The 21,030-nt window shown below is 41.6% G+C and carries 18 protein-coding genes; 12 read left to right on the top strand and 6 right to left on the bottom strand.

Translation table 11 applies throughout. From position 1 onward, the window contains the following. A partial coding sequence (locus A3G3_RS0106830; RefSeq protein WP_019519794.1) for an integrase core domain-containing protein occupies positions 1-253 on the top strand: 253 nt, incomplete at its 5' end. Positions 254-535: 282 nt separating this feature from the next. Next, the gene (locus A3G3_RS0106820; protein ID WP_051076930.1) at positions 536-1,426 is read left to right on the top strand and encodes an exodeoxyribonuclease III; all 891 of its coding nucleotides are present in this window, start codon (positions 536-538) and stop codon (positions 1,424-1,426) included. Positions 1,427-1,568: 142 nt separating this feature from the next. Here the strand turns inward: A3G3_RS0106820 and A3G3_RS0106815 are convergent, their stop codons facing one another. Further along, a complete protein-coding gene (locus A3G3_RS0106815) occupies positions 1,569-2,027 on the bottom strand; it encodes a hypothetical protein (protein ID WP_019519791.1) in 459 nt (152 codons plus the stop codon). A gap of 208 nt (positions 2,028-2,235) precedes the next feature. On the opposite strand from A3G3_RS0106815, the gene A3G3_RS0106810 reads away from it, so the two are divergent. Continuing rightward, complete coding sequence (locus tag A3G3_RS0106810; protein WP_019519790.1) at positions 2,236-3,684, top strand: phosphohexomutase domain-containing protein; 1,449 nt, start codon at positions 2,236-2,238, stop codon at positions 3,682-3,684. An 83-nt stretch (positions 3,685-3,767) separates the two neighbouring features. Here the strand turns inward: A3G3_RS0106810 and plsB are convergent, their stop codons facing one another. Then, on the bottom strand, positions 3,768-6,419 hold the full coding sequence (gene plsB, locus A3G3_RS0106805) for a glycerol-3-phosphate 1-O-acyltransferase PlsB (protein ID WP_019519789.1): 2,652 nt from the start codon (positions 6,417-6,419) through the stop codon (positions 3,768-3,770). Between the two features lie 147 nt (positions 6,420-6,566). Between plsB and A3G3_RS0106800 the strand changes: the two genes are divergently transcribed. The 3 genes from A3G3_RS0106800 to A3G3_RS0106790 are packed head-to-tail and all read left to right on the top strand — an operon-like array spanning position 6,567 to position 9,327. Further along, positions 6,567-7,517: an acyl-CoA thioesterase gene (locus A3G3_RS0106800; RefSeq protein WP_019519788.1), complete on the top strand. Its 951-nt coding sequence runs from the start codon at positions 6,567-6,569 to the stop codon at positions 7,515-7,517. Between the two features lie 19 nt (positions 7,518-7,536). Next, positions 7,537-8,049: an acyl-CoA thioesterase gene (locus A3G3_RS0106795; protein WP_019519787.1), complete on the top strand. Its 513-nt coding sequence runs from the start codon at positions 7,537-7,539 to the stop codon at positions 8,047-8,049. Positions 8,050-8,073: 24 nt separating this feature from the next. Continuing rightward, entirely contained in the window at positions 8,074-9,327 is a 1,254-nt protein-coding gene (locus tag A3G3_RS0106790) for a BaiN/RdsA family NAD(P)/FAD-dependent oxidoreductase (protein WP_019519786.1), read from the top strand. A gap of 83 nt (positions 9,328-9,410) precedes the next feature. Here the strand turns inward: A3G3_RS0106790 and A3G3_RS0106785 are convergent, their stop codons facing one another. Beyond that, positions 9,411-10,760 carry a NarK family nitrate/nitrite MFS transporter gene (locus A3G3_RS0106785; protein ID WP_019519785.1) on the bottom strand — a complete coding sequence of 450 codons (1,350 nt, stop codon included), beginning with the start codon at positions 10,758-10,760 and terminating at the stop codon, positions 9,411-9,413. Between the two features lie 228 nt (positions 10,761-10,988). On the opposite strand from A3G3_RS0106785, the gene purL reads away from it, so the two are divergent. From purL to A3G3_RS0106765, 4 genes are all read left to right on the top strand, one after another. Continuing rightward, positions 10,989-15,008, top strand: a complete 4,020-nt coding sequence (gene purL, locus A3G3_RS0106780; protein ID WP_019519784.1) for a phosphoribosylformylglycinamidine synthase — start codon at positions 10,989-10,991, stop codon at positions 15,006-15,008. A 119-nt stretch (positions 15,009-15,127) separates the two neighbouring features. Then, positions 15,128-16,297 (top strand): Mrp/NBP35 family ATP-binding protein, encoded by a 1,170-nt coding sequence (locus tag A3G3_RS0106775; RefSeq protein WP_019519783.1) that lies wholly within the window; start codon positions 15,128-15,130, stop codon positions 16,295-16,297. A 49-nt stretch (positions 16,298-16,346) separates the two neighbouring features. Further along, positions 16,347-16,739, top strand: coding sequence for an FKBP-type peptidyl-prolyl cis-trans isomerase (locus A3G3_RS0106770; protein ID WP_019519782.1), 393 nt, complete (start codon positions 16,347-16,349; stop codon positions 16,737-16,739). Between the two features lie 3 nt (positions 16,740-16,742). After that, the gene (locus tag A3G3_RS0106765) at positions 16,743-16,976 is read left to right on the top strand and encodes a DUF1653 domain-containing protein (RefSeq protein ID WP_019519781.1); all 234 of its coding nucleotides are present in this window, start codon (positions 16,743-16,745) and stop codon (positions 16,974-16,976) included. A gap of 8 nt (positions 16,977-16,984) precedes the next feature. Here the strand turns inward: A3G3_RS0106765 and A3G3_RS0106760 are convergent, their stop codons facing one another. Further along, positions 16,985-17,782 carry a sulfite exporter TauE/SafE family protein gene (locus tag A3G3_RS0106760; RefSeq protein WP_026212899.1) on the bottom strand — a complete coding sequence of 266 codons (798 nt, stop codon included), beginning with the start codon at positions 17,780-17,782 and terminating at the stop codon, positions 16,985-16,987. A gap of 116 nt (positions 17,783-17,898) precedes the next feature. Here A3G3_RS0106760 and A3G3_RS0106755 point away from each other — a divergent pair, with 116 nt between their 5' ends. Next, a complete protein-coding gene (locus A3G3_RS0106755; RefSeq protein ID WP_019519779.1) occupies positions 17,899-18,750 on the top strand; it encodes a biotin--[acetyl-CoA-carboxylase] ligase in 852 nt (283 codons plus the stop codon). Positions 18,751-18,764: 14 nt separating this feature from the next. Then, the gene (locus A3G3_RS0106750) at positions 18,765-19,517 is read left to right on the top strand and encodes a type III pantothenate kinase (RefSeq protein WP_019519778.1); all 753 of its coding nucleotides are present in this window, start codon (positions 18,765-18,767) and stop codon (positions 19,515-19,517) included. Between the two features lie 79 nt (positions 19,518-19,596). Here the strand turns inward: A3G3_RS0106750 and hemJ are convergent, their stop codons facing one another. Together hemJ and A3G3_RS13305 are read right to left on the bottom strand one after the other, a co-directional pair. Further along, entirely contained in the window at positions 19,597-20,040 is a 444-nt protein-coding gene (gene hemJ, locus A3G3_RS0106745; protein ID WP_019519777.1) for a protoporphyrinogen oxidase HemJ, read from the bottom strand. 96 nt (positions 20,041-20,136) lie between these two features. Next, positions 20,137-20,991 carry an ankyrin repeat domain-containing protein gene (locus A3G3_RS13305; protein ID WP_019519776.1) on the bottom strand — a complete coding sequence of 285 codons (855 nt, stop codon included), beginning with the start codon at positions 20,989-20,991 and terminating at the stop codon, positions 20,137-20,139. Between the last annotated feature and the right edge of the window lie 39 nt (positions 20,992-21,030).

The following is a 21,030-nucleotide window of genomic DNA, read 5'->3' as shown; positions in this document are numbered from 1 at the left end:
AGGCATGAAGCATAGTATGAGCAGACGTGGTAATTGTTGGGATAATGCTCCAACCGAGCGGTTCTTTAGGAGCTTTAAAACAGAATGGATGCCCAAGAAAGGCTATGACGATTTATCTCAAGCAAGAGTCGATGTAGCGAGTTATATTTTAGGTTATTACTGTCAAGTTAGACCACATAGCTTTAATGATTATTTAACACCTGTTGAGAAAGAAAATCAGTTTTTTAACCAAAATCTCTTAAAAGCTGTCTAATTAAACTTGACCACTACATTGTTATTAAATACTTAGTAAATTTATTAGAAAATATCGATAATTTACAACCAGTTTATCTAGTAAACCAACTATCCGCCCCACGTCATCAGATTTATAACCAAATCCGTATGACAAAAGGGCTTGAACCCCTAGATATTCGCCATTTAACAGATGAATTTACCGCCAATAACGCCAAAAATTTAAGCGTAACAGGCAAACGTATTGCAACCATTGATTATTAAATCTTTTTTCAAACTTATTTTAAATAATATAGAGAAAATTATGACTTCATTAGCAAACTGGCAAACTATTAAAGATCCAAAAGACAAGCCTACCGATGTCGTTGTCAACAAAAACAGTTACCCAAATCCGAACAAAATTTTACGAATTGCATCTATCAATGTTAACGGTCTGCGTGCGTCTGAAAAAAAGGGGCTGTTAACATGGCTACAAAACTCTGAAATTGACGTAGTCTGTATGCAAGAAACTCGCATTAACCCTGAGCAATGGACAGACAAGTACCGCCCAACAGGTTGGCACTGCTATCTATTTCCTGCCGAAAAAGCAGGCTATGCAGGCACGGCGATTTATAGCCGATTACCCATCGTATCGGTAACGACAGGGCTTGGCTTTGAGTTGGCGGACAGTCAAGGTCGCTTTATTTGTGCCGAATTTGCCTTTGATGGTATGGATTATCCTGTGTTTATCGCTTCGTTGTATTTGCCGTCTGGTTCGTCTGGTGATGATGCCCAAGCTCGCAAAGATACCTTTTTGGACGCTTATCAAGCGATTTTGGCAAAATGGAAAGATGAGCAAAAGTCCATTATCGTCTGTGGCGATTACAATATGGTTCACAAAAAAATTGACATCAAAAACTGGTCAGGTAACCAAAAAGCATCAGGCTGTTTACCGCATGAACGGGCGTGGCTTGACTATCTGTATGATAAGTTGGGCTATGTGGATAGTTTTCGTCATGTACGAGCCGATGAGCCGTTTTTGTATTCGTGGTGGTCAAACCGTGGGCAAGCTCGTGCCAAAAACGTGGGCTGGCGGATTGATTATCATGCCTGTTCACCTGATTGGAAAAACCGTGCGGTAGGGGCTTGGGTGTACCGTGATAGTTGGTTTAGCGACCACGCCCCTGTGATTGTGGATTATGATTTGGGCAAATAATACTGTTAAGCAAAAATTAAACCTACAGAGGTAGTTTGGTGTAATGCCTATGTTAAACAAAATAAGTTTAAGGTTGTAAAAATAAAAAAGTAGCTCAAGTGACTACTTTTTTATGGGTTAAATTTGCTCAGCGATTGAAAAATTATTGTTTAAATTTGCGTTTCGCTTGTTGTTGGACGCCTTGCATAAATCGTTCAATGCGGACGGTAGCTCGGTACGATAATAAGCTCATCACCACGTTTACCAACATAATAAAGCCAAATAACGCAGGTAAAATTTGCTTGCCCTGTTGGACAAAATACAAACCTGCTACCAAACATAACACCGCCCCGACATAGTGAAAATTGCTGACTTTGCCCAAGCGTTTATACATGGTTTGTACTTGGTTGACATTGACCACACGCACTTTTAGTTTGGCGTCATTAATCTCATCACCGATTTCTTGGCGGACTTTTGCTAAGATTGTTTCTAGTTCGGCTTTTTCTTTGTCGCTTAAATTTTCTTTGTCAAAGGCTTTGTTAAACTTTGCTTCCAAAGACTGATTGTTTTTGTCGGCTTGTTTTTGTTGCTCGTTTTTTTGTTGGTTATCATTGTCAGTCATGAGAAACCCTTTTTTCTTTTTTTACACCATGGTAGTCATGTTAAGCGTTTAAGTTTACAATAACTTGGGCTTAACTTTGGTATAAATTATGTAAGAAATGCTGAAAAATCACACTTACATGATTGTTTAGCATTTTGTTTTCACCCAAACTTTCTATATAATAGCACAAGTTAGGAACATTTATGCAAACTGAATATGGAGTAATTTGATGTCAAATACCACTCAAAAATTTGCACCCATTGCCATTACTTGTTTTAAGGTCTACGACATTCGTGGCGAGCTTGGTGTCAACCTTGACGAAACCATCGCCTACCGTGTCGGACGTGCCTTTGGGCAATATTTATTAACCACCAAGCCAAGCGATGTGAATGCCATGATTGTCATCGGTGCCGACATTCGCCAAAGTAGCGAAAACTTAAAAAAATCGGCGATAGACGGCATTTTGGACAGCGGGGTTGGCGTCATTGATTTGGGCATGACAGGCACTGAAGAAGTGTATTTTTACACCAGTTTTTATAACGCCATGGGTGGGGTTGAAGTCACTGCAAGCCACAATCCAATTAATTTTAACGGCATGAAGCTTGTGCGTGAACACTCAAAGCCGATTAGCAGTCAGACAGGGCTTGATGATATTCAACGCCTTGCTGAAAGTGGCGATTTTAGCCAAAATGTCCGTGGCGAGTATCGCTCAAACGTTGATAAAACCGCTTATATTGACCATTTGATGAGTTATGTTGATGTCAAAAATTTACAGCTTGATAAACCATTAAAAATTATTGTCAATGCGGGCAATGGCAGTGCAGGTCCTGTGTTAGATTTACTCATTGAGCGATTGGCGGATACAAGTTTAGACTTTGTCAAACTTCACCACGAACCCGACGGTGATTTTCCAAATGGTATTCCAAATCCGATGATTATCGCCAATCGCACGCCAACTGTGGATTTGATTAAAAAAGAAAAAGCGGATTTGGCGATTGCCTTTGACGGTGATTTTGACCGTTGTTTTTTCTTTGATGAAAATGCAAGGTTTATTGAAGGTACTTATTTAGTCGGCGTACTGGCCAAAGCATTTTTGGACAAAGAAAATGGGGCGAGCATCGTGTACGACCCACGCAATATTTTAAACACCGAACACATCATCAAAGCGAACGCTGGCACGCCTGTGATGAGCCAATCTGGGCATTCATTTATCAAAGAAGTGATGCGAGACACAGGGGCGATTTATGGCGGTGAAATGTCGGCACACCACTATTTTAGGGACTTTAACTACTGCGACAGTGGTATGATTACGTGGCTACTGGTGGTGGAATTGTTGGCAAAATTGGGCAAAAAACTCTCCGAGTTGGTTGATGAAATGATTGACAATTTCCCAATTTCTGGTGAAATTAATTTTAAATTAAACGGCATTACCGCCCCTGAACTTTTGGCAAAACTAAAAGAAAATCCAAATTTATTTGGTGAAAGCCCAAGCCTAAATGAAATTGACGGTTTATCTTTTGATTTTGATAATTGGCGGTTTAACATGCGGGCATCAAATACTGAACCACTCGTACGCTTAAACGTGGAAACCATGGGCGATAGGGCATTATTAGATAACAAAACCCAAGCGATTTGTGATTGGATTGTTGGGAATGGTGGGGTGAGTGCTGACCATTAATTTGTTTTTTTCTTATAAAGAGATAAAAAATAAAAACCGTTAATTATTTGATAATTAACGGTTTTTAAGTTTATGAGTAGAAATTATTTGGCTTTTCTTTTTGACTTTTTCGCTTGTAATTGTGCTAAGGTTCGCTGAATTTCGTTGTCGTCTAGGCGTGCCATTTGGTGCAAAGTGTGCAACACATCAAGGTCTAGGATAAAGTCCGCATTTTTTGCCATATCATCAATACGATTGTCAAAACCAATCACGCCATTGTCTGCCAACTGGATATACGCCAAGCGTTCCAATGTCTCCAAAAAGCTACTAAACAACGCACGGTCAAAGAAATCAGGCATATCATCTGCATAAATCACCGACAAACGTTGCCCCAGTAAATGCCCCAAATCCACCACTTGTTCTTTGGTGAGTTTGTCGCTTCCTTGTTGGCTTAGCAAGGCAAGCACCATAAAATAGCGTTCCAAGCTATGCGATACCGCATTGGCAAGTACCGTAAGCTGTTGATAACTATGGGTATTTGGGTCTGGGGTGGTTAGCCCACGTTTGCCATTGGCATCAACGCCTTTGTCCACGATGATGTTTTCAGCGATTAACACATCAATATGATTGTTTAAGGTTTCCTGTAAGGTGCGTGCAGGGTATTTTAAAAATAACTCAGCTTGTAAAAAGGGATAAATGGTACTGGCAACTTGTTCCACATTGGCAAAGGTGATGTGTCCATTGTGTTTGACAAGGTTGGCACACAATGAAAACAAGATATAAACATGCAAAATATTGTTGCGAAAATAGCTTAATAACGGAGCTTGTCCATTGGCAATCCGAATTAAATCACCCAAAACATGGGGTGTTTTTTCAATAAGTTTTAAGCGAACGCCATAGTCAATAATCGCTTGTGGGGTGGCATCGGTTACGGTAACGTCTTCGTCATATGGCAAGGTTTTGGCAAGGCGTTGATAAAGAGCCAGCTGGTGTAGGCAACTTTGCTCGTCTAACGCACCGTGGGGCGTGTCGAGTAGCACAAGCGATAGTAAGGTAACAGGGTTTATTACCGCAGAGCGGTTGATGCGTTGCATGATTTTTACGCCGATATTGTCCACCATTTGGCTGACATTTGTTGGTATCGGTGTGTCACTACGGTCATTGGGTAAACTGTTTGGCAAAACCTCGTATTTTTGCATAAAGTCATTTAAATGCAAGGGCTTACCAAAACTGACGTGAACAGTGCCAAAAATACGTTCTAATTTTTTACCTGTTTTTAACAAACCTAATAAACTTTCACTTTCTTTGGGTTTGCCTTTTAATTCATCAATATAAGTTGAGCCTTCAATGATGCGTTCATAGCCGATATAGGTTGGGATAAAGACAATCGGTTTGCCAGATTGGCGTAAATGGCTTTGCACCGTCATGGCAATCATGCCTTTTTTCGGCGGTAGCAGTCGTCCTGAGCGTGAGCGTCCGCCTTCTACAAAGTACTCAATTGGCGTACTGCGTAACAGCATACTATGCACATACTCACGAAAAACCGCACTGTACAAGGGGTTGCCTTTAAAACTGCGACGCATAAAAAACGCCCCACCGTTACGCAGTAGTTGTCCAACAATCGGAATATTTAAGTTTTCGCCCGCCGCAATATTTGGAATGCGTAAGCCACGTTTGTAAATCACAAAGGATAATAGTAAATAATCAATATGACTGCGATGACACGGTACATACACGATTTCATGGTCAGTGGCCAATGCTCGCACACGCTCAAAATGTTGCACTTCTACGCCGTCATATAATTGTGTCCATAGCCATGTTAAAAATCGCTCAAAAAACCGTATCATGGCGTATGAATAATCGCTGGTAATTTCGTTAAGATAGCCACGAGCCAATTTTCGGCTATCATGGAATTTTCGGTCATGTTGCTCACTGTCAAGCATAATGGCGTGGCGAATGGCAGGCGTGTTCAAAATTTTATCCACTTCATTGCGTCTATCCGACAGGTCAGGCCCCAAAATGGTTTCTTGTTGCTTATCCAAATAACCTAGCAACCGATTTTGTACTCGCTGTGCTAACAGTTGCACCGCAGTGTGATGGTCCACCAATGCCGTGGTTTGAAGTGGCTGAGCGATTTGGGCATCACTTTCAGCTTGTAAAATCTCTCGCAAATTTTTGGGCGGGTGAAACTGGACATAAGTATCCCGACCTTTTACCCCAATATTAAACAATTGTTTGGCAATACTGGGGTTTTGCCATTCATCAGCGGTAAACAAATTAAACAACGAGACTTCTTTTTCTGGGGCTCGACCCCACAAAATTGTGACAGGCATAAACTGAATATTTAAGTTTGGATAATTTTTTACCGCTTCAATCAAGCGTAACAAACGGGGTGAATACACGGTTTCGCCGTCTTTACGCTCGCTATTTGGGTGATGAATAAAAATCATCGCTGTGCTTTCGTCAATGCCGAACTCGGGATTTTTGACAGGGGCAAGGGCTTGTGGCAGATGATGTTGAGCAGTTTCTAGGTCAATTAACACACTGTTGCTACGAGAATATTCTTTTAACACATAAAAGGTAAGTGTTTCGGCGGAATTTTGAATTGGATTTTGTGTTAAATTATCCTTATGTTCGGTGGTTGTCAGTGGTGGAATTTCACCGATAAGTTGCGATTTTACTGCCATACCGAGCAGATTACCTGACAGTTTGCGGTAGAGATTTTTAAGTTGAAAAGGGTTGGATTTATTTTTCATGATAAACCTATAGAGAAATGATGGTTAAAATTTTTGCAAAATTTCGCAAAAAGATATCAGCATAGCTTAGCAAATTTGTGTATCTTATAGGAAAATTTTTGCGGTATAATAACACTTTTTTTAAAATGATGATAAATAGGTTAACAAATGTCGGATAATTTAGCGAATAAGCCCCAAAATCAATCGCAAAATCATGCCAAAAACCAACAACAAGCGTTAACATTCGTTGAGCAATTATTAGCAACATTAACCTTAACCTTAACCCAAACTAATGACGATACTTTTATCGGACAAAGTCACGATTATGTTGGGGCGAGAATTTTTGGCGGTCAGGTGCTTGGGCAAGCCTTGATGTCAGCAAGCCACACAGTGGACGTGGATAAACCTTGTCATAGTTTGCATGGTTATTTTTTGCGAGGGGGGGATGTGCGTTATCCTGTGTTTTATCAGGTGGAAAATATGCGAGATGGTCGCAGTTTATCGGCTCGGCGAGTGACGGCTCGGCAGTTTGATGATGCCAATCAGCCACAGATTATTTTTACCATGATTGCCTCATTTGCCCCTTATGAAGATGGTTTGGATTATCAAAAAACGATGCCTATTTATCCAAATCCTGAACATTTATTGAATGAACAGCAGTTAAAAGAGCAGTTTGTCGGCAAAATTCCGCTTGCGTTAAAAGAACGCTATCTACGAAAACGTCATGTAGAAATCAAGCCTGTCGCCCCACGAGACCCTATTCACCCTAAGCCTATGCCCCCAAAACAAGCCAACTGGTTACGTATTCGTGAACTTGGCAAACAGTCGGTACAAGTGCAACAAGCGTTACTGGCGTTTGCGTCTGATTTTTATTTGGTGGGAACAGGTTTTATGTCGCATGGTGTCAGCTATATGACCAAAGGGTTACAGGCGGCGAGCATTGACCACAGTATGCATTTTCACCGACCTTTTGATTTAAATGATTGGTTGTTGTATGATATGTGGAGCGATACCACGAGCCACGCTAAAGGCTTAAATCATGGGCAATTTTGGCAAGACGGCAGACTTATCGCTACCACCCAACAAGAAGGTTTAATGCGATTACACCTTGATAAATAAACTAAAAAAAGGAAACAAAATGAGCCATAGCCAACCTGCAATCAGCGATAATATTAAACAGTATCTCATCAATCAGTTAAAGGAAAACCCTGAAAATCCTCTGCTAGATTTTGCCGTGATTTATGAACAACAAGTCGCATGGGGTGATATGGATGCCTTTGCCCATGTCAATAACGTAACCTATTACGAATACGCCCAATCCGCTCGTATTCATTATCTTGAGCAGGTGGGAATGTTTGACAAAACTACCTTTACCGTGATTGCCAGTTCATCGTGTCAATATTTACGCCCGATTACTTTTCCTGATAAAGTATGGATCGGCGTACGTTGCAAAAAAATTGGCAATACAAGTTTAACCCAAGAATATGTTTTTTATAGCACCGATCAACAAGTCGTGGTTGCAACCGCCGAAACCGTGATTGTATTTTTTGATGACACAGGCACGCAAAAACGTGCGATGAATGATACTGAAAAACAAGGTTTTCTGCAATTAGACACGCAAAGCATTCGGCAAACTTTGGGTAAAAAATAATAAAATTTAGGAAAATAATTACCAATGTCTGTAAAAAAATTTGACGTCATTATCATCGGTGCAGGGGCATCAGGGCTGTTTTGTGCCATGACGGCAGGTAAACGTGGCAAATCGGTACTGGTGCTAGACCACGCCAATAAGGCAGGCAAAAAAATATTGATGAGCGGTGGGGGTAAATGTAACTTTACCAATTACGAAATTTTGCCCAGCCATTTTTTAAGCCATAATCCGCACTTTGTCAAATCCGCCTTATCTCGCTACACACAGTGGGATTTTTTGGCAATGGTGGGCGAGCATAATATCGCTTGGCAAGAGCGGGAACATGGACAATTATTTTGTGAAAACTCCGCCAGTGACATTGTGCAAATGCTACTCACCGAATGCGAAAAATACGGCGTGATTGTTCAATTAAATAGCCAAATTGATGATATCAAGTCGGTTGACAATCCGTTTAAGTTAAAAGTAAGCCCCAAAAAAATGCAAAAACCCGCTACATTTTTCACGGATTTAACCTGTAAGTCGCTCGTAGTTGCCACAGGCGGGTTGTCCATTCCCACGATGGGGGCGAGTGGTTTTGGCTATCAAGTTGCCCAAACATTTGGACATAAAATCAATCCGACGTCGGCAGGACTTGTGCCATTTACCTTTAGCGATGCGATGCATGATGCTTTTAGTAATATGGCTGGGATTAGCGTGGATGTGGTGTTGTTTAACGATAAAATCAGCTTTAGCATGCCTGTTCTGTTTACCCATCGGGGATTGTCTGGACCAGCAAGTTTGCAATTATCCAATTATTGGCAAATGTCCGAGCCGATTTTTATGGATTTATTCCCAAATTTTGATGTAAAAAATGCACTGTTAACTGCCAAAAAATCCAGCCCGAAAAAACAGCTAAATACCATAATTCAAGAATTATCGGCACAGCTGAACAAACCCTTACCCAAAAAATTATTGCAGTATATTGATGAATTAATGATTAAAAAAATATTAACCAATTCTCAAACAGAAATTGCCAATATCAAAAATGACACGCTGATAGCCATTGCTGAGCAGTTAAACGCTTGGCAGTTAAAACCGTCAGGCACGGAAGGCTACCGCACTGCCGAAGTCACTCGTGGGGGCGTGGATACCGCGGACGTGTCATCTAAGACCATGGAAAGTACATTACAGCCGAATTTGTATTTTATCGGTGAAGTGCTGGACGTGACAGGCTGGCTTGGCGGATATAACTTTGCGTGGGCGTGGGCAAGTGGGTTTGTTTGTGGGGAAAGTGTTTAAAAATTTGTTAAATGGGTAAAGAATAAAAACACCCAAATTTTTTTTGAGTGTTTTTGTAAAATCATAGCCGAAAAATTTACCCATTAACAAGGAAACGGAGCATTTTTACGGCTATAAAACCACCATGTCATGACAATGCAGATCACATAAAACACAATCAGAGCAATAAAAGTACCATGCACGCCAAGCCCTGAACCGAACATTTTTGGGATAAAAAATCCGCCGTAGGCTGCAAATCCGCCTGAAAATCCGACCACTGCTGCTGATTCTTTGCGAGCTTGATTGATCAAATCAGGGGAATTTAAGCGTTCATGCAGTGTCCTAAAAATCACAGGAATCATACGAAAGGTTGAGCCATTGCCAATACCTGTGGTAATAAACAGCACCATAAAGCAGGCAAAATAGCCAACAAAATTGCCCTGTTTTAAAAAGAACATCACCGCCATCACCGCAAGCGTCATGATGATATAATTAATAAATGTCACCTTTGCACCGCCTGCTTTATCAGCAAGCCAGCCACCAACAGGACGAAACAATGCACCGACTAAAGGTCCTAAGAATGCGACTTTTAACGGGTCTACATCAGGAAAAGACTGCTTAATCACCATCGGAAACGCCGCACTAAAGCCGATGAACGAGCCAAACGTCGCAAGGTATAAAATACACATAATCCAGTTGTGCCGACGTTGAAAGATGATGGATTGGTCTTTAAAAGACGCATTGGCGGTTGCCAAATCATTCATGCCAAACCACGCTAAAAAGGTCATAATCGCAATCGGAATTACCCACACAAACCCTGCATTTTGTAGGTACACTTCTTTGCCTGTTTTGGCGACAATCTGTGGGTCACCGCCCATAGAGCCTAACATCGCAAAGCCAATCACTGCAGGTACGACAAACTGCATGGTTGATACGCCCAAATTACCCAAACCTGCATTTAGTCCTAACGCCATGCCCTGCTGAGATTTTGGGTAAAAAAACGAGATATTTGACATACTGGACGAGAAATTTGCCCCACCCAGTCCGCATAACAGAGCAATGATGGCAAACACCCAAAACGGCGTATTCAAATCTTGAATGGCAAAGCCAAGCCAAATCGTTGGGATTAACAAACTTGCAGTCGTTAAAGTTGTCCAACGCCGACCGCCAAAAATCGGCACCATAAACGAATAAAACAGCCGTAAAGTTGCCCCTGATAAGGCAGGCAAGGCAAGCAGTGTGGATAATTGCCCCTTATCAAATTTAAAGCCCACCTCTGGCATACGTACCACAAGCATTGACCAAATCACCCACACTGCAAACGCCAAAAGCAAGGCAGGAATGGAAATCCATAAGTTACGATTGGCGACTTTTTTGCCATGCTCCGCCCAGAACGTTTCGTCTTCGGGTCGCCAATCAACAATCCGCCGCCCGCCTTTATATTCATTCGTCATAACGCATCCTAAATTTAAAAAAATACAGTTTATTGTAACCATTTGTCAAAAAAATACCCTTATCCTATTGTGTGATTTTTGGAGGATAAGGCTAAGACTTTGGGGGTAGAAAACCGACAAAAATTGTAAAAAAGCACCGCACATTGTTAAATTTGGCAAAAGTAATTCACAAGAATATGCTACAATAAAAGTATTTACTTTATTTCATCAACTCCACGGATTTTTATTATGATGCAAACTGCCAAATTCATCGCTGGACAGCCATTTTTAACCGATTTTCAAAAAAAACAACTGCTTCACTGTATTAACCAAGCCACTGATTTTGCCTTAAGCGATATTATCACTCAGCAAGTTTATATTTTTTCCAAACCATTAGCCGATAAAGATTTGCAAAAAGCCATTGATTTGTTAAACGGTGGTGAAAAGATTGAGTTGATTTTAGCAAAAGATAAACAGTTGCAAATCATGGTTAGTCCACGTTTTGGCACGATTAGCCCATGGGCGAGTAAGGCGACAGACATTTTTAATAATTGTGATATCAACATTGACCGTGTAGAACGAGTGATTGTTTATACATTGGTTGGCGACTTATCTTCTAAAAATCAGTTACCTAAAAAATTGCCCCATGATATTGAAATGATGTTGTACGACCGTATGACGCAGAGTTTGTTTTACGATTTGGCGAAAGCGGAACAATTATTTGATGACCACGAGCCAGCACCGCTTAATCATATTGATGTGTTAGGGCAAGGGCGTTCGGCATTGGAAAAAGCCAATATTGAGTTTGGTTTTGCTTTGTCATCGCAAGACATGGATTATTTAATCAATGCCTATGTCAATGAATTAAAACGTAATCCAACCGATGTTGAATTGATGATGTTTGCCCAAGCCAATTCCGAACATTGTCGCCACAAAATTTTTAATGCAGAATGGACGATTGACGGTGAAGTTCAGCCAAAATCTTTGTTCGGTATGATTAAAAATACTTTCCAAAAAAATCCAAACGATATTTTGTCTGCTTATAAAGACAATGCGGCGGTCGTGAAAGGCTTTGACGGTTTGCGTTTTTATCCCTTATTAAACCGTGAAAATAACCATTTGGAATACGATTTTCATCAAGAAAAAATTGATATTTTGATGAAAGTAGAAACGCATAACCACCCAACCGCCATCGCACCGTATGCAGGGGCGAGTACAGGCTCAGGCGGTGAAATCCGTGATGAAGGGGCGACAGGACGTGGTGGAAAGCCAAAAGCAGGGCTGGCAGGGTTTCATGTTTCGCATTTGCATTTGCCTGATATGCCTGAAAAATGGGAAACTTATACAGGAAAGGGGGGCAAAGTTTCCACCAAAAATTATGGCAAGCCTGAACGTATGGCATCAGCGTTGCAAATTATGACCGAAGCACCGCTTGGTTCTGCTAACTTTAGCAATGAGTTTGGTCGCCCGAATTTGATCGGTTATTTTCGTTCATTCCAACTGGACACGTCCAAAGAGCAAGACGGTAGCCAAATGCGTGGTTATCATAAACCGATTATGATTGCAGGCGGCTATGGCAATATTAAACGTAATTTGATTGAAAAAAATGACATTCAAGCAGGTGATTTGTTAATCGTTTTAGGTGGTCAAGCCATGCAAATCGGTCTTGGCGGTGGGGCTGCCAGTTCTGTGGATAGTGGCGAATTGGACGAAGGCTTGGACTTTGCCAGCGTGCAACGTGATAATGCGGAAATGGAACGCCGTTGCCAAGAAGTGATTGATCGTTGTTGGGCAATGGCAAAAGACGGCGATGACCAAAATCCGATTGTGTCCATTCATGACGTGGGGGCAGGCGGGTTGTCAAATGCTATGCCAGAATTGGTAAACGACCATGAATTAGGAGCGGTGCTTGATTTGCGTGCCGTACCGTCTTTGGAAAATGGTATGTCGCCAATGGCGATTTGGTCAAACGAAGCCCAAGAACGTTATGTGTTGGCAATTCGTCCAGAAAGCAAACAATTATTTGATGAAATTTGCGAGCGTGAACGCTGTCCGTATGCGATTTTGGGCGAAGCAACCGAAGTTCGCCAATTGGTGGTAAACGACCCCCTTTTGAATGATAAATCGTTAAACACAGATGGCAAACAACAACCTGTGGATATGCCCCTGCAAGTGTTATTAGGTGGTACGCCAAAAATGAAACGTGCATTTAAGCGTTCAACACCTGATTTACAACCACTCAATTTACAAAATCTTGATATTAAACAAGCCGTTAAAGACGTACTCCGCCATCCGACCGTTGCCAGTAAATCATTTTTGATTAGCATTGGTGACCGCTCAGTTACTGGTATGGTGGTGCGAGACCAGTACGTTGGACGTTATCAAGTGCCCGTTGCGGATTGTGCTGTTACTGCAAGTTCGCTATTAGCAATGGACGGTAAAGCCATGACAGGTGAAGCCATGAGTATGGGCGAGCGTACGCCAGTTGCTCTGATTAGTCCGCAAGCGTCTGCACGTCTAGCGGTGGGCGAAGCGATTACCAATATTGCAGGGGCAAACATTGCCAAAATGTCAGACATCACATTATCAGCAAACTGGATGGCAGGCTGTGGCGAAGACAAAGAAGACCAAGCCTTGTTTGATGCGGTGTACGCAGTGGGCGAAGAGCTTTGCCCTGCCTTAGGCATTGCCATTCCTGTCGGTAAAGACAGTTTATCCATGCGTGCAGGCTGGACGGAAAATGGCGAAAATAAAGCCGTTGTTTCGCCCCTGTCGCTGATTATTTCAGCATTTGCTCCTGTGCAAAACGTTGCCAAAACCTTAACGCCAGAGCTTAAAAACGGCGAAAGTGCGTTTTATCGTTTAGATTTATCCAAAGGTCAATTCCGTCTAGGCGGTTCAATTTTGGCTCAAACCTTAAGCCAATTAGGCGACACTTGCCCAGATTTAGACAATCCACAAGATTTAATCCAATTCTTTAATTTTATCCAACAAGCCAATCAACAAAACTTAATCACGGCTTATCATGATATTGGCGATGGTGGTTTGTTGGCAACGGTTGCCGAAATGCAATTCACCAGTCGTCAAGGCATAAAATTGGTGTTAAATGATGATAATTTAATCGGACAGTTATTTGCCGAAGAATTGGGTGCGGTGCTACAAATTTTGCCTGAAAATGTGGAACAGTTTATCACATTGGCAGAGGAATTGGGCGTTAGCGAAATGTTAAGCCTTATCGGACAAAGCACCGATGAAGATAGCTTAATCGTTCAAACTGCCAGCGATATTTATCGTTTTGAACGTGCCGAATTGCAACAAGAATGGACAAAAGTCAGCTATCATATCGCCAAAAACCGTGATAATCCTGAATGCGTTCAACAAGAGTTTGATTTAATTAGCGATAACAATCATCAAGGCTTGATTGCCTTTGCCAATTATGAGTTAAATCAAGCGGTTGAAGCACCATATATCAACAGCCGAACGGTACAACCCAAAGTAGCGATTTTGCGTGAACAAGGTGTAAACGGACATTTGGAAATGGGAGCAGGCTTTAAACAGGTAGGCTTTGAAGCGGTGGACGTGCATATGAGCGACTTGTTAAAAGGGCGTGTCAATTTGCGTGATTTTGACGGCTTGGTGGCGTGCGGTGGCTTTAGTTATGGCGACGTGCTTGGGGCAGGTTCTGGTTGGGCAAAATCTATCTTATTCCATGACGAATTAAGAATGCAGTTTGTGCGTTTCTTTACTCGTCCAGAGACATTTAGTCTAGGCGTGTGCAATGGTTGCCAAATGATGAGCCAATTAAAAGATTTAATTCCAGGGGCAGAAAACTTCCCACGTTTTATCGCCAACAAATCGGCTCGTTTTGAAGCTCGTACCGTCAATGTTAAAATTGAACGCACCAAATCGGTGTTGTTAAAAGGTATGCAAGACAGCATTTTGCCAATTAGTGTGGCTCATGGTGAAGGTTTTGCCACCTTAACCGAAAACGATATCGCAGGTATGACCGCACATGGACAAATCGCCATGCGGTATGTGGACAGCCAAGGCAATCCAACCGAACATTATCCGCTCAATCCAAACGGCTCATTGCAAGGGGTAACGGGGATTTGTAGCACGGACGGACGTGTCACCATTATGATGCCACACCCAGAGCGGAATTTAAAAGCTTATAACCATTCGTGGAAACCTGAAGATTGGGGCTTTTTACAAAATGGGGACGGTGCTTGGTTACGATTATTTAGAAATGCACGAGCGTTTTTGCGTTAATTCGTTTTCACTCAAACATCACAAAAAAGAACGGCAAACGTCGTTCTTTTTTTGATTAGCTTGATTTTTTTGGTTACAATGCCAATGTAAAAGCAAATGCAAACCTAGCGGAGTGAAATATGTTTTCCTTTAAAAGAACCAAAAAAATTAATGACAGCCAATTACAGCAAGTATTGCAAGACTTCCAAATTGCAGGCGAGCCGATTAGCAACTTTATCCAAAAAGCCGATATCCATGGCAATGTGCTAAATTTAACGCTTCGTTTGCCTAATAATATTGACGTGGAAAAAATCCACAGTGAATTAAGTAGCGTGCTACATTTGCACGGTGTCGGTGAAATCAACATGAACGTGGTTTTATTTAAAGCCGAACAAAATTCACCCAATCAATTACCCAAAACCACCAATGCCATGCCAACTGCCGAAAGTTCCCAAAATTTGACAAATTCAGATGAACCGCTGATGACCAAATCTGCCACCAAGCAATCACAAATCCCACCCCACCCACGCATTCGCCATATTATTGTCGTGGCATCAGGCAAGGGCGGTGTCGGTAAATCCACAACGACGGTCAATATCGCCTTAGCATTACAAAAACTGGGTAAAAAAGTCGGCATTTTGGACGCCGATATTTATGGACCATCCATTCCTGATATGCTCGGTATCGCAGGGCAAAAACCTGCCCTTGAAAACAGCCAATTTATTCCGATTGACGCCCACGGCTTGGCGGTGATGTCTATCGGCAGTCTGCTGGACACCGCGAATACGCCTGTGGCGTGGCGTGGGATTAAAGCGGTCGGGGCGTTGATGCAACTTTACAACGACACCGATTTTCCGCCTTTGGATTACCTTGTCATTGATATGCCCCCCGGTACAGGCGATATTCAGCTGACTTTGGCACAAAAAATCCCCGTAACAGGAGCGGTGATTGTGACCACGCCACAGCACATCGCCTTGCTTGATGCCCAAAAAGGCATTGAAATGTTTAATAAAACCGACATTGGCGTCATCGGTGTGGTGGAAAATATGGCGTTGCACACTTGCACCAACTGCGGTCATGTGGACGAAATTTTTGGTATCGGTGGCGGTGAAAATTTGGCAAAAGAATACCAAGTGCCACTTTTAGGACAATTACCGATTGCTAAAAAAATCCGTGAAAATATGGATAATGGCACGCCAAGTGTACTTGCAAATGATGAATTTAGCGAATTTTATGTGAATATTGCCAAACATATTGAGCAAAATATCGCCAAATTTGCCAAAACTCATGATAACAATCGAATTTTTTAACTTAAATTTTATTTAAAATTAATAAAATGTAACAATATGGAGAAAAAATATGCTAAACATTGAAGAGATTAACCTTGGCACAGGCAAAACTGCACAGCGTGGGGCGTTAATCACCGCTCATTATACAGGCTATTTGCCAGATGGTACAATTTTTGATAGTTCGTACAGTCGTGGACAGCCGTTTAGTACGGTTATCGGCACAGGGCGAGTGATTAAGGGCTGGGATATTGGCGTGCTTGGCAGTGAATTTGCTGAAAAAATCGGTTATCAGCACGAAATTTTGTCTGATTTGACGATTGCACCCATGCAAGTTGGCGGTAAACGCAAGCTAATTGTACCGAGCCATTTGGCGTATGGCGAGCGTGCGGTGGGCAAAATTCTGCCAAATTCGGATTTGACTTTTGAGATTGAATTGTTAGATGTCAAAATCAGAGATGAATAAAAAATGATGAATAATTTATTAAAAACAGGCACTTATCGCCATTATAAGGGCAATTTGTATCAAGTTTTGCACACCGCTCGCCATTCTGAAACCGAAGAGTGGTTTGTCGTTTATCGTCCGTTGTATGGCGACGAAAATACTCAAAATAGCATTTGGGTGCGTCCGCTTGCGATGTTTTGCGAAATGATGGAAGTTGACGGTAAAAACGTGCCACGGTTTGCGTTGGTGGGGGAGTAGGTCAAAAATCAAAACACCCCCCACATCATTTTACTCCCCACAATTACCAAAAGCCCACCAAACATTCGTTTTAGGGTATTTGCAGGGAGTTGGTGAGCAAGTTTCGCCCCCACTTTGGCAAAGATAAAACTCATCACCGAAATACAGATAAACGCCGTGATATGCACAAAACCGACTGCATCAGGTGGCAGTCCTGTGACATCACACCCAAAGAACATAAAGCCTAATGCCCCAGCCACAGCAATCGGTAGTCCGCACGCCGAGCTTGTGCCGACTGCCTGCTTCATATCCAGTCCAAAACGGCTTAAAAATGGTACGGTAAAACTGCCCCCGCCAATCCCAAAAATCGCCGATGCCGAGCCAATCAGACCGCCCACACCCATCTGTACGCCTGCAGTTGGTAAGCTATGTGTGGCAGTGACGTCCGATTTTTTGGTGGTGAGCATTTTTACGCCCATGATGATTGCCATAGATGCAATGAGTGCAGTCAATATATCCCCTTTTAAAAGGTCAGCTACCCACGCCCCAATCACACTACCGATAACGAGTCCTACCGACATATTTTTCCACACGTCCCATCTAACACCGCCACGCTTATGGTGCGACTGCATAGAGCTGATAGAGGTTACAATAATGGTCGCAAGGCTCGTCCCTACCGCCAAATGTGTGATGACACCAGGCGAGTAGCCATAAGCACTAAAAATCGCCATCAAAACAGGTACGATAATCAGACCACCGCCCACGCCGAACAGCCCTGCACACACGCCTGCAAACATTCCTGCTAGCATAAACCATAAATACATCATTTTCATTATCTCACCATTCAATTTATGCTATTATAGTCCACTTTATCGCCCCAATTCTTGTGTTTTTGTGTATGCGACCTACTTTTACGTCTAATTTTATATCTGAGCAGTGCTTAATGCCCATTATTCACACGCATTTTGACTGTATTGACAGCACGAATACCGCGTTGATAAATGCCGTAAGTTTAGACAATCTACCTTATAACTTACCGCATTTATATACCGCAGACCACCAAACAGCAGGGCGTGGACAGCACGGTCGTACATGGGTGAGCGGTGCGGACAATGTATTTTTGAGTCTATATGTGCCAATTGGTGATAGCGAATTTCATTTGCATCAATTATCAGGATTATTATCTCTGATTGTCGGATTTAAACTTGCTAACTTGCCAATTATTCAAACAATTAACCAAAGCCGTGAACCATTCAAAAAAATCGGTATCAAATGGGCAAATGACATTGGTTTTTTTGAGTTTATTAAAAGTATGGACAATAGTTTTAATAAACAAATTTTTAAAAAAATCGCAGGTATTTTAATAGAACCTGTATTTAAAAAGATGACTGATAAAAAAAAGATGATTGGTGTCGTGATTGGTGTTGGTATGAATATTAACCACGCTCCAAAAATAGAAGACGGCTTATATCAATCCGCCTGTATTAATAATTTTCTTGAAAATAAATTAACCGCCAAAGATTTTTATGTTCCAATAACCAATCACTTATTAACAGCGGTACAAATTTGCAATCATTGCACGGATAAACAATATCGCACAAATTTTATCAATGAGTTTAATGCCAATCATCTTTTAACCGATAAAATGATTGATATTTTTATTCAAAATAATATGACCGATATTCATGCTAGCGGTGAATGTGTTGGCATTGGTGATAATGGGGAATTATTGTTAAAAATTGATGATATCATTACGCCGATGTTGGCAGGTATGGCAAAATTAAGTATGAATTAAAAATTGGAAACATAATGACAACCAAACAAAATTTTCAAAAAAAACTCTGGCTAGATTTGGGTAATACTCGCCTAAAATATTGGCTTGTAGATAACGATAAAATCATCATTAGTGATGCCAAAGAACACCTAAAAGCCCCCAATGAATTATTGCTTGGGTTACTTGGCACATTAAAGCGTTTTGAACCAGAATTTGTGGGAATTTCTAGCGTGCTTGGTGAAAAAATCAACATTGCCATCACAAAAACCCTTGAAAATCTTGATGTGCCATTTGAATTTGCTAAGGTCAATACCAATCACGAACTGTTAAAGAGTCATTACAGCCCAAACGAGCTTGGCGTGGATAGGTGGCTACAGATGCTCGGGGTGGTGGACGGTTCACGTCAGTGCGTGGTCGGTTGTGGCACGGCACTCACCATTGATTTGATTGACCGTGATTTACAGTCAGGTAGGGGCGTGCATTTGGGCGGTTATATCCTGCCCAATGTCTATATGCAACGTCACGCCCTGTATGCAGGCACTCAGCAGATTGCGGTGAAAGAGGGGCGTTTTGACAGTACCGAGCTTGGGCAAACGACCTTTGATGCGGTCAATCATGGCGTGCTGTTTGGCATTGTCGGAGCGGTGCGAGCGATTATGGCGGATTATCCAGATTTTAACATCACCTTGACAGGGGGTGGTGCAGATTTACTAAACGCTCAGTTCAACCATGCCTTAAAAGTGGAAGAAGGGCTGTTATTATTAGGATTAACAAGATATTTTTCATAATTGCCAAACAACAAGGCGAATTTGATGAACAAATTTTCCGCCATGATTGGCAAACAGCTTGGCAAAATTAGATAAAAAATTATCCCCCAAATTGTGGTTTGACAATGACCAAACACACCACCGCAATCAAAATAATCACAGGAATTTCGTTAAACCATCGCCAAAAAACATGGCTTTTATATTGAGCATTTTGCAGTAATTTTAGGCGAAAATGACCGCAAGATAAATGATAAATTGTCAGTAAAATCACCAAAGCAATCTTGATATGTAGCCAGACTTGCGATTGATAGGCTTGCCAATTTGGGATAAGCATACATAGAGCAAAGCCCCAAGTAGCTAGCATCGCAGGGGTCATGATGCCACGATAGAGCTTGCGTTCCATCACGCCAAAACGCTGTTGGCTTGGTGCATCATCGCTCATCGCATGATAGACAAATAGGCGTGGCAGATAAAAAATCCCTGCGTACCAACACACCATGCTAATCACATGAAAGGCTTTAAACCATAAAAAATATTCTAACATTGGATTGTTTTCTATTAAGTTTTATTAAAAAAATTGCCATGGATAAAACAAAAACCGTTCAGAAAAATTGAACGGTTTTTTTAGCAAAATTATCAATTACTCACACGTAGATTTGCCAGTACGGTGGTTAATTGCACCTTTGCTAATTAACAATTTTTGCATTTCAATATGACCACGAGTACACGCATATGACAACGCACTTTGGTTATATGAGCCAAGTTTGGTGTCTTTGGTAGTAGTAACAAGGTTTAAATTTGCCCCTTGTGAAATCAAATATTCAACCGTATTTAAGCGGTTGTTACTCGCTGCGACCATAAGTAAGGTTTCGCCATCTGACTCAACGCTTTGGTCGTTTAAATCCACAGGTTTTTTGGCGTTTAATAATTGGTGAACTTTTTTCACGATGTTGGTATTTTTACCCAAAACCGCTGATTTTAGAACGTTGTACACGTCGCCTTTGTCGGTAGCATACAAGTTTGCACCTTTGCTAATTAGATAATCAACCATATCTTCATAACCGATAAACGCCGCCCAACCCAAGGCAGTTTGTTGCAAACTGCCTGTATCTTTGGCTTCAATGTCTTGCCCTTTTTCAACCATGTATTTCACGGTTGCCAAGTCGCCCCGTTTTACCGCATCAAACCATACCGCATCTTTACCTTCAGACGGTTTGTCGTAAAATACACGCCACGCCAATTTGTTTTCGTTAGCGATGTCAAAATTTTCAGCTTGGCTAAAGCGAAAACCTTCTTGTTTTTTTGGTGGGACGACAGCGATAGTTTCGGTGGTAGTTACCACAGTAATATTTTCGCCGTTTTTGGTGGCTTCAAGTGCTTTTTCTATTTTCTCGGCTTCAACTGTGGCAGGGTCAACGCTAACTTTGCTAGTGCTACAGGCTTGTAATGCCAATGCTGACAGCAATGTGGTTGCTAAAACAACAGATTTTTTCATAAAAATGCCTTTAATTTATTATTTATCAAAAATTTTTAA

The sequence above is a fragment of the Moraxella boevrei DSM 14165 genome, assembly GCF_000379845.1.
Lineage (GTDB): Bacteria > Pseudomonadota > Gammaproteobacteria > Pseudomonadales > Moraxellaceae > Faucicola > Faucicola boevrei.
Note: the sequence above shows the minus strand (reverse complement) of the source record. Positions and strands in the feature narration are given on the sequence as shown.

Excerpts from the sequence above, each read along its gene's own strand:
- A3G3_RS0106815 (WP_019519791.1), bottom strand. The coding sequence starts at position 2,027 with ATGACTGACAATGATAACCAACAAAAAAACGAGCAACAAAAACAAGCC.
- purL (WP_019519784.1), top strand. The coding sequence starts at position 10,989 with ATGATGCAAACTGCCAAATTCATCGCTGGACAGCCATTTTTAACCGAT.
- A3G3_RS0106810 (WP_019519790.1), top strand. The coding sequence starts at position 2,236 with ATGTCAAATACCACTCAAAAATTTGCACCCATTGCCATTACTTGTTTT.
- A3G3_RS0106820 (WP_051076930.1), top strand. The coding sequence starts at position 536 with ATGACTTCATTAGCAAACTGGCAAACTATTAAAGATCCAAAAGACAAG.
- A3G3_RS0106785 (WP_019519785.1), bottom strand. The coding sequence starts at position 10,760 with ATGACGAATGAATATAAAGGCGGGCGGCGGATTGTTGATTGGCGACCC.
- A3G3_RS0106775 (WP_019519783.1), top strand. The coding sequence starts at position 15,128 with ATGTTTTCCTTTAAAAGAACCAAAAAAATTAATGACAGCCAATTACAG.
- A3G3_RS13305 (WP_019519776.1), bottom strand. The coding sequence starts at position 20,991 with ATGAAAAAATCTGTTGTTTTAGCAACCACATTGCTGTCAGCATTGGCA.
- hemJ (WP_019519777.1), bottom strand. The coding sequence starts at position 20,040 with ATGTTAGAATATTTTTTATGGTTTAAAGCCTTTCATGTGATTAGCATG.
- A3G3_RS0106765 (WP_019519781.1), top strand. The coding sequence starts at position 16,743 with ATGATGAATAATTTATTAAAAACAGGCACTTATCGCCATTATAAGGGC.
- A3G3_RS0106790 (WP_019519786.1), top strand. The coding sequence starts at position 8,074 with ATGTCTGTAAAAAAATTTGACGTCATTATCATCGGTGCAGGGGCATCA.
- plsB (WP_019519789.1), bottom strand. The coding sequence starts at position 6,419 with ATGAAAAATAAATCCAACCCTTTTCAACTTAAAAATCTCTACCGCAAA.
- A3G3_RS0106800 (WP_019519788.1), top strand. The coding sequence starts at position 6,567 with ATGTCGGATAATTTAGCGAATAAGCCCCAAAATCAATCGCAAAATCAT.
- A3G3_RS0106770 (WP_019519782.1), top strand. The coding sequence starts at position 16,347 with ATGCTAAACATTGAAGAGATTAACCTTGGCACAGGCAAAACTGCACAG.
- A3G3_RS0106795 (WP_019519787.1), top strand. The coding sequence starts at position 7,537 with ATGAGCCATAGCCAACCTGCAATCAGCGATAATATTAAACAGTATCTC.
- A3G3_RS0106760 (WP_026212899.1), bottom strand. The coding sequence starts at position 17,782 with ATGATGTATTTATGGTTTATGCTAGCAGGAATGTTTGCAGGCGTGTGT.
- A3G3_RS0106755 (WP_019519779.1), top strand. The coding sequence starts at position 17,899 with ATGCCCATTATTCACACGCATTTTGACTGTATTGACAGCACGAATACC.
- A3G3_RS0106750 (WP_019519778.1), top strand. The coding sequence starts at position 18,765 with ATGACAACCAAACAAAATTTTCAAAAAAAACTCTGGCTAGATTTGGGT.